This is a genomic window from Labilibaculum euxinicum (assembly GCF_963678175.1).
Taxonomy (GTDB): domain Bacteria; phylum Bacteroidota; class Bacteroidia; order Bacteroidales; family Marinifilaceae; genus Labilibaculum; species Labilibaculum euxinus.
This window is the reverse complement of the sequence record NZ_OY782756.1, coordinates 2,186,046-2,200,838: the sequence shown is the minus strand read 5'-3', so window position 1 is coordinate 2,200,838 and position 14,793 is coordinate 2,186,046. Positions and strand designations below refer to the sequence as shown.

The following is a 14,793-nucleotide window of genomic DNA, read 5'->3' as shown; positions in this document are numbered from 1 at the left end:
TAAAAAAACACTTTACATATATCAATTAAGAATTTTAGAAAGAGCCTGTATGAAGCGAGTTAATGCGTACAAAAAATTATTTAATGTTGATCAGGATACTGATCTTAAGAAATTAAAATCAACTTATCGAAATTTGGTTAAAGAGTGGCATCCTGATAAATTTCAATCTGATGACGAAAAATTTGCTGAAGCAGAAATCAAAAGCCGCGAGATTATTGATGCTTATCACTTTTTAGTAAGTATTGCTCCGGAGACAATTGAAGCAAATCTGGAAGAATATACTTCAACAACTACCGAATCGGGCATTGCTGATTACAAACACAAAGGCTTGTTGCTTGAAATCTCTTTCACCGATGGAACTACTTATGAATATTTTGGCGTTCCAAAAAACGTATTCAATAAATTCATCAATTCAGATAAGCAGTATCGCTTTGCCAAAAGAAGCATTTTCAACTCTTACCTGTACCGAAAGTCAAAAAAGGACGCTGCAGCAGCCTAAAGAATATATGATCAATAAAAACCCCAAGCTCAAAAAGCCTGGGGTTTTTATTTTTCAATTCGCCCAAAACCAATCAACTGGTTTTTAACCATCCGGTAATGCTTAAGCGTGGCTGATTACTGAGCAAAACTTCATGCTCGAGTTCACTGCTCTTAAAGAATACACATTTGCCGTTAAGCGGCGAAATAATCTGATTGTGATCCGAATGATAAATACACAATTCGCCCCCATCACCCGGCTTCCAATCCGGATTTAAATACATGATCATAGTGAAAGCTCTTCCCTTATTATTCACAAACTGATCGAGATGCTTTTTATAGAAAGTTCCTTTTTCGTAAAGAGCATAATGAAATTCATATCCGGTAATGCCTGTATAGCAAGTCTGATTTAAATAGGCTACAAAACGATCCATCAAATCAAAAAAACAGTCTTCGTGTTCATCATGATGTTTTCGATCGAGCCAATGTATTTTATCGCTGCGAATTAATTGATTGTGAACTAAATCAGTATTATTTCCAATCCCGGCAGGAAGCATCTGTTTTTGCGACAACAATCCTAATAAATTGCTTTTAAGCTGAGAGGCCAGAGTTTCACTCAGGAAATTATCTGCCAGGCCAACATTATTTTCTAAATAAGTCCTGACCAAATCATCAAATGTTGTATTCAATTGAATCAATTAATGTGTATGCGGAACGAATCCGCTGAACTACAAGGTAGACTATTAAACTGGGATCTTAACCTGTATTTTCTTTATTATAGAATAAAGAATGTTGCTATCCAAAATAAGGTTTAATTAAAAGTTTACAGATCAAATATTATTGATAAATTTAAAAACGAATAGATTGTAATTATCAAAAAGATTGTATTTATGAGTTTTGGCGGATCAGTTCAAGCAATGATTATCTCGATAAGGAACAATGCGAGACCTAAAAAAAACATCTTCCGATCAAGAAATAAAGATCATGTAAACCTGCACTCTGAAGAAAGTAATTTGGAGTACAAAACTGTATCTGAAGCCGAATTAAAGCAGATCAAGAAGAAGATAAGGGCAAGCGCCCGTAAAGAAAATCGAAAACTAAAAATTTGGGTTCTTATAATAAGCATACCAATTCTAATTGGAATCTATTTCATAGTCCAAAATCGAATTGACAATTTTCATGAAGAAAAAAGAATCGAAGCAATTAAAAAACAAAAAGCAATTGATGAAATTGAACTTACAAAGGAAAATAAAATACTTTATCTCCTAAAGGATGGAACTAAGTGGTTAAACGCTGGACATTATAAAAATGCAAAAACTCAATATTACAAAGCCTATAAAATTGAGCAGGAGGATTATCGAATTAATTACGCGAATGCCAAAGCTTACGTTTTAGATTGTATCGAAAACAATGTCAGATGCATAACTGCCGAAAGAATGTTAAAAGGTTTAAAAGAAAAGTATGGTGATAAAGCTGAAATATTGGATTTGGAACAGCTTCTTGAACAGAAATAGACTTATGATCTCACTTTGTTTCCATACCAAATAGTCCTATTTTTCTAAAAAACACTTAAAATGCATACAAACCTACTCGAAAACTTCAAAAAAATCAACGAATATTTCTCTCCCAAAGTGATTGGAGAGGTAAACGATTCTTACGTTAAAATTGCCAAAATAAAAGGCGACGAACTACCGTGGCACGATCATAAAAATGAAGATGAACTGTTCTATATCATTGAAGGCAGCCTTTTAATGGAAGTTGAAGGCTCTGAACCGTTTACTATGAATGCAGGAGATATGTACATCGTTAAGAAAGGCACTCAACATCGGGTATCCGCAAAGGAAGAATGCAAAATCATGCTGATAGAAAATAAAACTACGGCTCATACTGGAGATGTTGAATCTGCAATAACTAAAAATATCCAAGATCAACTCAAATAGGATACTATCTTATTTAGAATCATCCCTGCAATTTAATTTGTCGCTGCAATGTCTTTCGACCTAAAATTGCTTCTAAATTCTATATCTTTATTCATAAAAATAAGCTGAGTGATAAATATGGTGCATATTAGAAGAATTTTTCTTCAGATTTTAATTTTAACAGGCTTTATCCTGAATGCATCAGCACAGGACAATGCAATAGTTAACAAAATAAGGTTTACAGGAATCGATACGCTGCAAAAGGAAATTCTTCTTACGCAGATGAATACCAAAGCCAGACCTTTTACCGGGAAGTTAACTTTTTGGAAAAAAACCACCCGATTTTCCAGTTTCACATTTGATGAAGACTTACTTCAACTGAAAAAATACTATCAGAAGAATGGTTTTTTAGATGTATCAATTACATCGGATCTTCTGCCAGACAAAAGAAACAAAAAACTTGACATCCTAATTCACATCCGGAAAGGAGCTCCTATTTCAATTGGTGAAATCAACTATTCCTTAACCGGGACCGAAGCAAACATGCAAATTTTAGAGTCTGTAAAAATGATTCTTCCCCTAAAAACCGGAAACCTGTTTCAAGATGAAAAGATCATAGCCTCCGAAAATTTAATCCGCGAAAAATTCAATCACGAAGGGTTTCCTTTTGTGAAAGTGAAAAAAAGCATCCATTTAAATGAAAAACTACATGCTGCAAATATTAATTTCAGTGTAAACCCTGGAAATAAAAGTTATTTTGGTGAGATTAATCTGGAAGGAAATTCTGTAATCAACAAAGCATATATCCTGAAACATGTTGAACTTAGTAAAGGTGAAGTCTTTTCTCAGGTGAAAATTGAAAAGACTCAGGAAGAATTGTTCAACATGAATCTATTCCGTTACGTAACCATTCGTGCAATGTTGGATAGTGTAAATCATGATTCAGTGCCAATTTCCATTCACATAAAGGAGCTTCCCCGTTGGTCCGTTAAAATTGGTGTAGGATATGGAACCGAAGATAAAATCAGGACATCCATTCTATTCAAACGATTAAATTTTTTAGGTGGAGGACGAACTCTGTCGATTAAAGGACAGCACTCCTACTTCACTCCGCTTAGTATCGAGAGTAAATTTATACAACCCGATGTATGGAGCAAAAATCTTGATTTCATTTTAAATCCGTTCTTCTCGCGCGAAAGAGAAGACAGTTATGAAGTTGACAGGCTGGGAACTTCGGTTACTTTTCAGAAGGAATTAACAAAAAAATCTGCCGCTTATATTTCTTATACATTTGGTAAGGATAAAGTGGATATCTCGAAAAGTAATGACTCCTTATCGATTGAGGATGCCGACAAATTAAATCGCAATAAATCAGGCGTAACATTGGGCTACAACCTAAACACCACCAATGACATTTTTTCTCCTGAAAAAGGATGGAAATATGAAGGAACAGCAACCTATATGGGAATTGGTTTTAATTCTCAGTTTCATTACTATAAAATTATGACCGAAATAGACTATTTCCACTCTCTGTGGAAGAATGTTGTTTTTGCCGGAAAAATAAAAACTGGAATTATTGAACCAACCCAAGGCGATTCTCAAAGTCCTATCGAAGATCGTTTTTTAATGGGAGGAGCACTATCCTTGCGTGGCTGGGGCCGTAATCAGATCTCTCCAAAAAACGAAGCAGGAAGCAAATTGGGTGGAAACAGCATGATGGAAGCCAGTGCTGAAATAAGATTTCCACTGTACGGTATCTTTTCAGGCACAGCCTTTACGGATTTTGGAAATTCATGGTTAAATTCATGGGAATTTAAACTAAACAAGCTAAACTATGATGCAGGCTTGGGCCTACGTGTGAAAACACCTGTTGGGCCTATTCGTTTGGATGTTGCAAGCCCATTATTCGAGGGGAAATTCAGAACCCAATTCTTTATTACTATTGGGCATGCATTTTAATGTGAAATTAAATGATTGAAGGAATGAAACGATTTTTAAAAACAGCAGGTATTGCAAGTGCAGGAGTAATTATTCTCCTGGCGATTCTGCTTTTTCTCCTTTCTACCGGACTTTTCAATAATTGGATTTCGGAAACTGTGTGCCACATAGCCAATCAACAGCTAAATACTGAGCTTACGATAGGAAAAATTGAAGGCAACCCTCTCTCCCATCTTCTTGTAAAGAAAATTGATTTGGAACAAAACAACAGCAAGCTGATAACTCTTGATGAACTGGAAATAAAATACAACATTTGGAAGATTGCAGGAAAAAAACTGGAAATTACATCTCTGAAATTAAATGGAACATCGGTTTTCTTACAACAAGACAAGGATGATTTATGGAACCTTGAAAAACTGATTCCCGAGGCAGAAAATTCTGAAGCTAAAGTTCCTTCGAGTCCCTTTTCATGGGAAATAGAATTGGCAGATGTATCTACGAAGAATTTTGAGGCCAAAATCGTGGCGAATGACAGTACACAGTTAATTCCGCAGCATGTAAAATTTGATGCTTCTCTCAGTTTCAAATTTGCAGCTGATTTTATGAATATCAATCTGCACAAACTTGAAATAAGCACACAAAAACCATCTCTGCAGATTCAAGACTTACATTTTGAAGCAAGTTTAATTGATTCGGTATTTAGCTGGACTAATTTTGAACTTCAACTTCCTAAATCAAAGCTTAACTCAAAAGGTTCGGTTCCTTTCAATCAATTGCTTGGTTCCGAAGTTTCATTTCATGCAAATCCCTTCGATTTTGAAGATGTAAACGAATGGATCCCTTCAATTCATGGCAAACCCAACATAAATCTTGAAATACTCAAAAAAGAAAATACCAGACAAATAGACTTCTCTATCAAACAACAAAATCAGATTTTTAAAATACTGGGAGAAATTAAAGATATTAACAGCTTGCCGGCTTTTGATTTTACTATAGAAATTGATAGTTTAAACGGCGAATACTGGACTCATAATGAAGACCTTAAATCGAATATAAAAGGTGAATTTGAGATCAATGGAAATGGATTGGATTTCGAGGAAAACTCAATTCATGCCAAGGCTAAATTCACCGATTTAAAATATAAGAATCACGAATTGGATGATTTTATTCTTCTTATTGACAAAGACAAAAAAGAACTCGATGCAAATTTAAAAGCAAGTACTCTTTTCGGAAAGTTAGATTCCAAAATTCACATCGAAAACATCTCTGAATTTGCAACTTACAGTTCCGAACTGAAAATTCGCAATTTAGATTTGAGCAAACTAAGCAGGAATAAGAATTTAAAATCAGACATTAACATCGACTTACAGGCAGTTGGCAAAGGCTTTATCCTTGGTGACCTGCAAACAAATCTTCATTTAGAATCAACAAAATCAGTCCTTTTCAATCAGCCAATCACAAATTTAAATGCCAACATTGTTATCAACAAAAAAGAATATCTAATTAATGATATCCATTTTGAAACGTCCTACTTAAAGGCTATTCTTTCGGGAAAGGGAAACATTGCCGAAAACAATCTTATTCATTTAGAGCTAAAATCAAATAACCTAAACGCACCGCTTATCGCGCTAGGCTTTAAACCCGTCGATTTTAACGGGGAAATTACAAGTGACTTATCCGGACCTTTTAATGCTTTGGATTTTAAAAGCGATATCAATATCGCACATGCCGGAATCGACTCACTCTTTTTGCAAAATTTCAAAGCTAAGCTTCATTCGCGCTTTTCGGGGGATGAACTGTTGGCAAATATGGATTCGGTCGGAAAAAAAGACACAAGTACAAATGCCTTTTTAAAAAACATTTATCTAAGTGCAAAAGCAAGTGCAGATTATATTGCATTTGAAAAGTACTATATGGCGAATACCAACTTAACTTTTGAGAAAAACCAAGAAAACAGTAGTGGTAACATTACTTCCTCCACAGTTTTAGGAAATCTGAAAACCAAATACTCTATCGAAAACCTGTTCTCGGTTCCCGGATATAAAATAGAAAGCAATTTGAAAAACATTGATCTTTCCAAGATCACAAAAAACAAAAAGCTCCGTTCCGATTTGAACTTCGAAATAGTTGCAGCAGGGAAAGGGATTCAACCCAAATCAATGAATGCTGATCTGGAAATTCAATCGAACGGATCATCTATATTTGATTTGCCTCTTGAAAAATTTAAAGCAGAAATAAACTATAAGAAGGGAAAATATCAGGTAAACGGATTTCATATAGAAACGCCCTTTGCTTTCGCCGATTTAACGGGCAAAGGAAACTGGGAAAAGAACAATCTGCTCGAATTAAATATCAAAACTACAGACATTCAGCATCTCATCTCTGCCTTAGGAACCGATAAATTACAACTTGTTGGACAACTAAAAGCTGAAATTAAAGGTCCGCCAGATTCTCTGCAAATATCCTCTTCGGTGAATGTAACTGAATTGAAACTCGATACCATCAGCATCAACAAAATAACAGCTGATGCTGAAATCCAATTTGCAGATTCAACATATTCCGGATTCATGAACCTTTTGGTGAGTGACTCTAAAATACAGAATTTTAGTCTTCAGGAACTTCATTTTAAAAGTAAGTTCAATCAGCAGAAAGCAGTTAATTCGTTCTCCTTTTTTGCCAGCGATTCTTTACATGGTAAAATTCTATCCGAACTTAAAATCAACAATAACCCCAGCATTTCCTTTCAGGGTATCGTACTAAATTTAAACAATCAGATTTGGAAGGGAGGCAACGATGCCAACTACATTAAATTTAGGCAGGATTCTATTGAAATAAACCAATTTGAACTTAGCTCGCAGCAAAGTGCATTAAAAGCAAATGGAATATTTGCTTTTAATGGAACTGAAGATTTGCATGTTGAAATTCAGAACCTTAACCTGATCAACATTTCAGAACTGCATTTTTTGCCCTATCAGATATCAGGAAAAGTGAATGCTTTTCTCGACATTTCCGGAACAGCAAACAAACCAATTATTAAATCTATTCTCACTATTGATAATCCGGAAATTGACAGCCTGCGATTTAGCAAATTCCAATCTAATATCAACTATACAAACAAAAAACTTCGTTTTGAGACATATCTTGATGGTTATTCGTCACGACTTATCAACGCAGAATTTGAACTCCCTCTGCACTTTTCATTTACTGAAAAGTTTGTGCTTCCCAAGGAAGACAATCCCATCCATGCCATTGTAAAAATCGATCAACTCGATATCAATAAATTCAATCGTTTTATTCCAACAACAGGAATTGAAGCTAAAGGTTTGCTAAGCCTACAACTCAATGTTGATAACACCATTAACAATCCTCACATTAGTGGTTATCTAAATTTTGGCAAGGGTGCTTTTCAATATAAAAAACTGGGAATGAATTACAGTGATATCGAAATGCGCAGTCGCCTGGCAAACAACTATTTTTATCTCGACAGCCTTCTCATAAATTCCGGAAAAGGAAAATTGCAGCTGAAAGGATCGGCTGAAATGAAATCACTGGTTGATACTGAATTAAAAAACATTAATCTGGATGTAAAAGGAGAAAACTTCAAAGCCTTCGACTCCGAACTAATAAAGGCCGTTATCAATACAAATCTTAGCCTGAACGGTTCCCCTGAAAACCCTACCTTCAAAGGAAAAGTCACAATTCTAAACTCAAACCTAAATACCGATATATTCCTAAAAGAATTCAATCGTGTTTATGATGATTCCAACCAACCACTCTTGGTTACTGCACGGAAAAATGCAGAAAATGAAGAAATAAAGTACACTATAAAAAAGAATTCAGCACAAAAAGATTTCCCTTCAATTTATAAAAACCTGAAGGGGAATTTCGACATCGAGATTCCCAGAAACACCTGGATAAAAGGCAAAAACATGAATTTTGAACTGGCCGGAAATCTACAAGCGATCAAAGAAGATGAACAGATAGACATTTTCGGAACTATGAACGTAAAAAGAGGATTTTATAAAATTTACGGACGAAGACTTGAATTTGAAGAAGGTGAAGTCACTTTAACAGGTGGAGCAACTCTAAATCCGATTGTCAATTTCAAAGTTGCCTACAAATTCCGCGATCCGGATAATCAATTGCGAAAACTTAGCGTAAATGTAACTGGACGAATTTATGAACCGGAAGTTAAATTTTTTCTTGACGATACCTCCATCGAAGAAAAAGACGCCATTTCTTATCTGATATTCAACAAAAGCACGAACCAACTTGATACGAGAGAAAATACATCAATGAAGAGCAGTAATATGGACATCGCCAAGGATTTTGCAATCGGCCAATTCTCGAATGTACTTAAGGATGCCTTACAATCGTCACTTGGTTTGGATGTGATTGAAATTTCGGGAAAAAATGGCTGGACGCAAGGCAGTGTATCGGTTGGTAAATACATAACAAACAATTTGTACCTGAATTACGAACGAACATTTGCCATCGATAAAAAGGATAAAATTATTGAACCGGAAAAAATTTCAATGGAATATCAATTTTACCGTTCTCTTTTTTTACAGGCGACCAATCAGAGTGCGAATTCCGGTTTTGATTTCATTATCAAATGGACCTGGAAATAAGTTGGAATTCGAAACCTGCTAATTCGGTAAATAAAAGTAAATACCCAAGCCATTTGTAAATAGAATATTTCCATACAAAGAATGTTCCAAAAAAACTGCGTTTAACGATTTGTTGCGAAGATAGGTAAAGGAAAAAATAAGACTGCCTGCAAAGGTAAAAATCAAAGCCATCCAGTTTCTAAAAATAATGTGAGCCATGGAAAAACAAACCGCATTTATCAACAGCAGCAATAATGGATTTCTAAAAAGAAGTTTATACCGATAAAAAAAGAATGCCCGGTAAATGAATTCCTGTGTGTATGCTGACCAAATAGGATAAGTGAAAATTACAGCAAGCCAAATCCAAAAATTATTCCTCGGAAGGTAAAAAAATACATCTCCCCTAAAAATATAAACCCATATTGAGGTAATAAACAGCAATACAAATCCTTTCAATAAAAATTCCTGCCATGGATAGTCACGCTTAATTCGAAAAATACCGCGGTCAAAATTTTTATCCCTAAAAACAATAAAGAGACAATAGAGAAATACAATAACCAGTGGCACAGCTTTATGAACCGGTATAAGCTCGTAAAAATACAAGACAGGAAGTACCAGAAACATAAAAATCATTTCTAACCACAGGTATAATTTTTTCATCTCACTATCCACTAAAAATTTGAAAACAATAGAAAACCAATTGAAATAAGGAGGACTCCTTATTAAGACTCGTTCTATTTAATTTACAATTTTTAGATGGATTTTGTTTCAAAAACTTTGGTGAAATTTAGGAACGGAGGATTTTTATTGACTAACGAAATTATAGGGTTAATAAATCCAAAAAAATGACAATAAAAAGCCTTTTTTAATTGATTTATCTAACTCAAAAATAGACAAATACCTACAACTCGCTACAACGGCCAGCTAGAATTCTTTTCTTTGCGCTTTTCTTGCAGCAATAATTAGTAAATAACCCGCAATTACGGGTCCGTAAGACACAAAATAATATCCCTTCATATCGAACCAATGGAAATAGGTTCCCAGAGTAATTATACCACCAATTATCATTAGAGTCCATCCTATCAGGCGCAATTCCCTAGCCTTAAACTTCCCTTTCTTCTTCACCTCTCCTCTTAAAATCCGATCATCAATTGCGCGGACAATATCCTTAATCAGATCTTCTTCGATATTCTTTTCTACTAATTCTTTACGGATTTGGGAAAAATCCATTCCCTCTATTTTCTTTTGGTGATATAAATCAACCAACTCTCTAAAATTATTTTCCATAATTCAATTGTGCTATTCGTTCAACAAAACTAACTACAATTGAACACATATTCAAAACAGTACCGGTAAATCTTTCAAGCATTAAGTAAAAACCAATCATAAACACAAGAGCAATACAAACTACCACTACAACACAACAACAGGCTTCCCGAATAGAGAAGCCTGTGATGTATCTGATCAAAAATATTTGTTCTATTTATAAATTGCCTTTTTAGCAGCAAGCAAAGTATTCTGTAATAAGGAAACAATCGTCATTGGACCAACGCCACCCGGAACAGGAGTTATGAAGGATGCTTTAGGAGCAACTTCATCAAACTTCACATCGCCCAACAGCTTCCAGCCCGACTTTGTTTTATCAGATTTTACTCGGTGAATTCCAACGTCGATAATAACAGCGCCTTCTTTTACCATATCACCTGTTAAAAATTCTTTCATTCCCAAAGCAACAATAACGATATCCGCCTGACGGGTAATTTCTGCAATGTTCTTAGTTCTGCTGTGGCAAAGTGTAACTGTACAATCGCCATACTCAGCTTTACGCGACATTAAAACACTCATTGGAGTGCCTACAATGTTGCTTCGGCCAATTACAACGCAATTTTTACCTGATGTCTGAATTTTATATCTCTTCATCAACTCAACAATTCCTGCCGGAGTTGCCGGCAAATAGGTAGGAAGGCTCGATACCATTTTACCAACATTCATAGGATGAAATCCATCAACATCTTTTTCGGGACGTATGGTTTCAATCACTTTCGATTCTGAAATATGTTTTGGCAATGGCAATTGAACAATCAATCCGTCAATATCATCGTCGTCATTCACTTTTCTGATTTCTGCAAGCAATTCTTCCTCGGTAATGTCCTCTTCGAAACGAAACTCTGAAGATTTAAAACCTACCATATGACAAGCTTTCACTTTTGCAGCCACATAAGTTTCACTGGCTCCGTCGTGTCCAACAATCATAGCAGCCAAATGAGGAGTTTTTCCTCCAGCCTTTTTGATTAGTTCTACTTCGGCAGCAATTTCCTGCTTCACCTCTGCTGAGATTTTTTTTCCGTCGATTAATTCCATGGTTGTATCGTTTTGCGGTATAAAAAATGCCTGACCAAGTGGCCAAGCATTTCTATTTGTAAGTTTATTATCTTCGGCCTCCCATATTCCCCATCATTCGGGACATGTTTCCGCCTTTTGTCATCATTTTCATTAATTTTCTCGTTTCGTCGAATTGTTTGATTAAACGATTCACGTCCTGAATGGTAGAACCACTACCATCGGCAATCCTCTTTCTTCTTGATCCGTTAATTAGTGCCGGATCTTCTCTCTCTGCCGGAGTCATCGAAAATATAATTGCTTCAACACCTTTAAAAGCGTCATCATCAATGTCAACATTCTTAAGTGCTTTTCCAACACCAGGAATCATAGACGCCAAATCTTTCAGATTACCCATTTTCTTGATCTGCGAAATCTGAGACAGGAAATCGTTGAAGTTAAATTGGTTCTTGGCGATTTTCTTCTGAAGTTTTCTAGCTTCGTCAGCATCAAATTGATCCTGGGCACGTTCTACAAGCGAAACAATATCACCCATACCCAAAATACGATCGGCCATACGACTGGGATGGAAAACATCAAGAGCTTCCATTTTCTCTCCCGTACCAACAAATTTGATTGGTTTGTTAACTATTGAACGAATTGAAAGCGCAGCTCCACCACGTGTATCACCATCCAATTTCGTTAAAACAACACCATCAAAATCCAAACGCTCGTTAAATTCTTTGGCTGTATTCACCGCATCCTGACCGGTCATGGAATCGACAACAAACAGAATCTCGGAAGGATCAATAGCTTTTTTAACAGCCTCAATTTCCTTCATCATTTCCTCATCGATAGCCAAACGACCAGCTGTATCGACAATCACCAAATCGTTTCCGTTTGCTTTTGCCTGCTTAATGGCATCCTGAGCAATCTTAACAGGGTTCTTGCTCTCAATATCCGTATATACAGGAACTCCAATTTGTTCTCCTAATACTTTCAGCTGTTCGATCGCTGCAGGACGATATACATCACAAGCAACCAACAATGGATTCTTAGAACGTTTTGTTTTTAGAAGATTTGCCAGTTTACCTGAAAAGGTGGTTTTACCCGACCCCTGCAAACCAGCAATTAATATTACAGCAGGTTTTCCCTGAATATTTATATCAACCTGTGTACTCCCCATTAATTCAGCCAGCTCATCGTGAACTATTTTCACCATTAACTGATTTGGTTTTAATGCGGTTAGTACATTCTGTCCTAATGCTTTTTCTTTTACTGTATTGGTAAAGGACTTGGCTATACTAAAGTTTACATCGGCATCCAAAAGGGCACGTCTCACATCTTTCAATGTTTCTGCTACATTGATTTCAGTAATTTTTCCTTGCCCCTTTAATATCTGGAAGGATCGCTCAAGTCGTTCGTTAAGATTTTCAAACATTATTATACAGATTTATATTTCACTGCAAAATTAAAAAAATCTGCTTAGCGATAAAGACTATGCGATAGAAATGTCGATAATTTTATCAATGATTTTTCATTTTCGTTAGAAATAGTATTAAAACAACACTTTTAAAATAAAAAAAGAGCGAATTCCAAAAATGAAATCCGCTCTTTACTAACAAATATATTTTTACATTCTTTCAGGAACACCAATTCCTAACAATTCCATTCCACTTTTTATAACCAGTGCAACCTGCTTAGAAAGAACCATTCGGAACGCTCTTAATTCAACATTGTCCTCTTTAGCAATTGGAAAATCGTGATAAAATTGGTTGTATTCTTTCACCAAATCATATACGTAATTTGCAATTTGTGCAGGACTTGTTGTATCACCGGCTTCTTTAATGATAACCGGATAGTTGGCAATCATTTGAATTAAATTTGATTCCTTCTCAGAAATCTCAATAGCTGTATTTGCGAATTCAGGAAATTCAATTCCTTCATCAACAGTCTTTTTCAAAACCGATTGAATCCTAGCATATGTGTACTGAATAAATGGTCCGGTATTCCCATTAAAATCAATTGATTCTTTAGGATTAAACATCATATTCTTTTTAGGATCTACCTTAAGAATAAAATATTTTAGTGCTCCCATAGCAACTTTATTATACACATCCTCAGCTTCTTCTGCTGAATATCCCTGAAGCTTACCTAATTCATTTGAAGTGTCGCGGGCCGTATTTACCATTTCATCCATTAACTCATCTGCGTCAACAACAGTTCCTTCGCGGGATTTCATTTTTCCTTCAGGCAATTCAACCATACCATACGACAGATGCTGAATTTTATTACTCCATTCGTATCCCAGTTTACCTAAAACCAGCGACAACACCTGGAAATGATAATTTTGTTCATTACCTACAACATAAATATGTTCATCGATACTGAATTCATTGAATCGTTCGTAAGCTGTACCAATATCCTGAGTCATATAAACAGAGGTTCCATCATCACGTAACAATAGTTTATGATCCAATCCATCTGCCTCAAGGTTAGCCCAAACAGAACCGGTATCTTTACGGTACAAAACTCCTTCTTCCAAGCCTCTTTCAACAATTGCTTTTCCTTTCTTATAGGTTTCCGATTCGAAATAAACTTTATCGAAATCAACGCCCATTTTTTGATAAGTAACATCGAAACCAGCTAAAACCCAATCGTTCATCTTTCTCCACAAAGCAACAACTTCCTTGTCGCCCGCTTCCCATTTCACCAACATTTCCTGAGCTTCCAACAACAACGGAGCTTGTTTTTTAGCTTCATCAGCATCCATTCCGTTGGCTACTAAAGCTTCAATTTCTTTTTTGTATTCCTGATCGAATTTCACATAGTATTTTCCAACCAAATGATCTCCTTTTAAACCAGTTGATTCAGGAGTTTCACCTTCGCCAAAACGTAGCCACGCAAGCATCGATTTGCAGATATGAATGCCACGGTCGTTCACCAAATTTACTTTGATTACTTCGTAACCATTCGCTTTTAAAATTTGAGCAACAGAATACCCCAATAAATTATTACGAATGTGCCCCAAATGCAATGGCTTATTTGTATTTGGTGAAGAATACTCGATCATCACTTTTTTAGCACCTGCCTCTAATTTTTTAAAGCCATAGTTTTCCGATTGAAAAGCAGTATTCAACACTGATATCCAATAAGAACTGTCAATAACCAAATTCAGAAATCCTTTTACAACATTAAAAGCAGTAACCGCTTCAATATTTTCCTGAAGAAAAACACCAAGATCATTGGCTGTAGCTTCCGGTGATTTTTTTGAAAAGCGCAAAAAAGGAAATACAACTACAGTTAAATCGCCTTCAAATTCACGTCTTGTTTTTTGAATCTGAACTGTTTCATTATCAATTCCATGACCATAACAACTATTTACGGCCTCTATAACCTTACCTTTTATAATGCTTTCAATACTCATCTGAAAATTCTTTATTTCGAATTCAACTATTTACAAACTATATCTCTTATCAGATCAAAATGGTCTTTTAGCCAGTCTAGCTTTTTCATGCATTAACCGCCCC

11 protein-coding genes are annotated in these 14,793 nt (G+C 35.6%); 5 read left to right on the top strand and 6 right to left on the bottom strand.

From position 1 onward, the window contains the following. The first annotated feature begins 49 nt into the window (after nt 1-49). Entirely contained in the window at nt 50-499 is a 450-nt protein-coding gene (locus ACY0M5_RS08900) for a KTSC domain-containing protein (protein WP_124991825.1), read from the top strand. A 73-nt stretch (nt 500-572) separates the two neighbouring features. Here the strand turns inward: ACY0M5_RS08900 and ACY0M5_RS08895 are convergent, their stop codons facing one another. Continuing rightward, on the bottom strand, nt 573-1,166 hold the full coding sequence (locus ACY0M5_RS08895; protein ID WP_461631520.1) for a 2OG-Fe(II) oxygenase: 594 nt from the start codon (nt 1,164-1,166) through the stop codon (nt 573-575). Between the two features lie 201 nt (nt 1,167-1,367). Here ACY0M5_RS08895 and ACY0M5_RS08890 point away from each other — a divergent pair, with 201 nt between their 5' ends. The 4 genes from ACY0M5_RS08890 to ACY0M5_RS08875 all read left to right on the top strand — a co-directional run bounded on the left by ACY0M5_RS08890 (nt 1,368) and on the right by ACY0M5_RS08875 (nt 8,965). Beyond that, nucleotides 1,368-1,991 (top strand): hypothetical protein, encoded by a 624-nt coding sequence (locus tag ACY0M5_RS08890; RefSeq protein WP_461631519.1) that lies wholly within the window; start codon nt 1,368-1,370, stop codon nt 1,989-1,991. A gap of 60 nt (nt 1,992-2,051) precedes the next feature. After that, complete coding sequence (locus ACY0M5_RS08885) at nt 2,052-2,417, top strand: cupin domain-containing protein (protein ID WP_461631518.1); 366 nt, start codon at nt 2,052-2,054, stop codon at nt 2,415-2,417. A 117-nt stretch (nt 2,418-2,534) separates the two neighbouring features. After that, on the top strand, nt 2,535-4,355 hold the full coding sequence (gene bamA / locus ACY0M5_RS08880; protein ID WP_461631517.1) for an outer membrane protein assembly factor BamA: 1,821 nt from the start codon (nt 2,535-2,537) through the stop codon (nt 4,353-4,355). A gap of 23 nt (nt 4,356-4,378) precedes the next feature. Next, the gene (locus tag ACY0M5_RS08875) at nt 4,379-8,965 is read left to right on the top strand and encodes a translocation/assembly module TamB domain-containing protein (RefSeq protein WP_461631516.1); all 4,587 of its coding nucleotides are present in this window, start codon (nt 4,379-4,381) and stop codon (nt 8,963-8,965) included. 18 nt (nt 8,966-8,983) lie between these two features. Here the strand turns inward: ACY0M5_RS08875 and ACY0M5_RS08870 are convergent, their stop codons facing one another. From ACY0M5_RS08870 to argS, 5 genes are all read right to left on the bottom strand, one after another. Further along, nucleotides 8,984-9,604: a CPBP family glutamic-type intramembrane protease gene (locus ACY0M5_RS08870; RefSeq protein WP_124991820.1), complete on the bottom strand. Its 621-nt coding sequence runs from the start codon at nt 9,602-9,604 to the stop codon at nt 8,984-8,986. A 264-nt stretch (nt 9,605-9,868) separates the two neighbouring features. Then, complete coding sequence (locus ACY0M5_RS08865) at nt 9,869-10,231, bottom strand: hypothetical protein (RefSeq protein ID WP_124991819.1); 363 nt, start codon at nt 10,229-10,231, stop codon at nt 9,869-9,871. A gap of 192 nt (nt 10,232-10,423) precedes the next feature. Further along, a complete protein-coding gene (locus ACY0M5_RS08860) occupies nt 10,424-11,305 on the bottom strand; it encodes a bifunctional 5,10-methylenetetrahydrofolate dehydrogenase/5,10-methenyltetrahydrofolate cyclohydrolase (RefSeq protein WP_124991817.1) in 882 nt (293 codons plus the stop codon). Between the two features lie 67 nt (nt 11,306-11,372). After that, nucleotides 11,373-12,704, bottom strand: a complete 1,332-nt coding sequence (ffh, locus tag ACY0M5_RS08855) for a signal recognition particle protein (protein ID WP_101311093.1) — start codon at nt 12,702-12,704, stop codon at nt 11,373-11,375. Between the two features lie 192 nt (nt 12,705-12,896). Next, nucleotides 12,897-14,690: an arginine--tRNA ligase gene (gene argS, locus ACY0M5_RS08850; RefSeq protein WP_461631515.1), complete on the bottom strand. Its 1,794-nt coding sequence runs from the start codon at nt 14,688-14,690 to the stop codon at nt 12,897-12,899. Nucleotides 14,691-14,793: the final 103 nt, after the last annotated feature.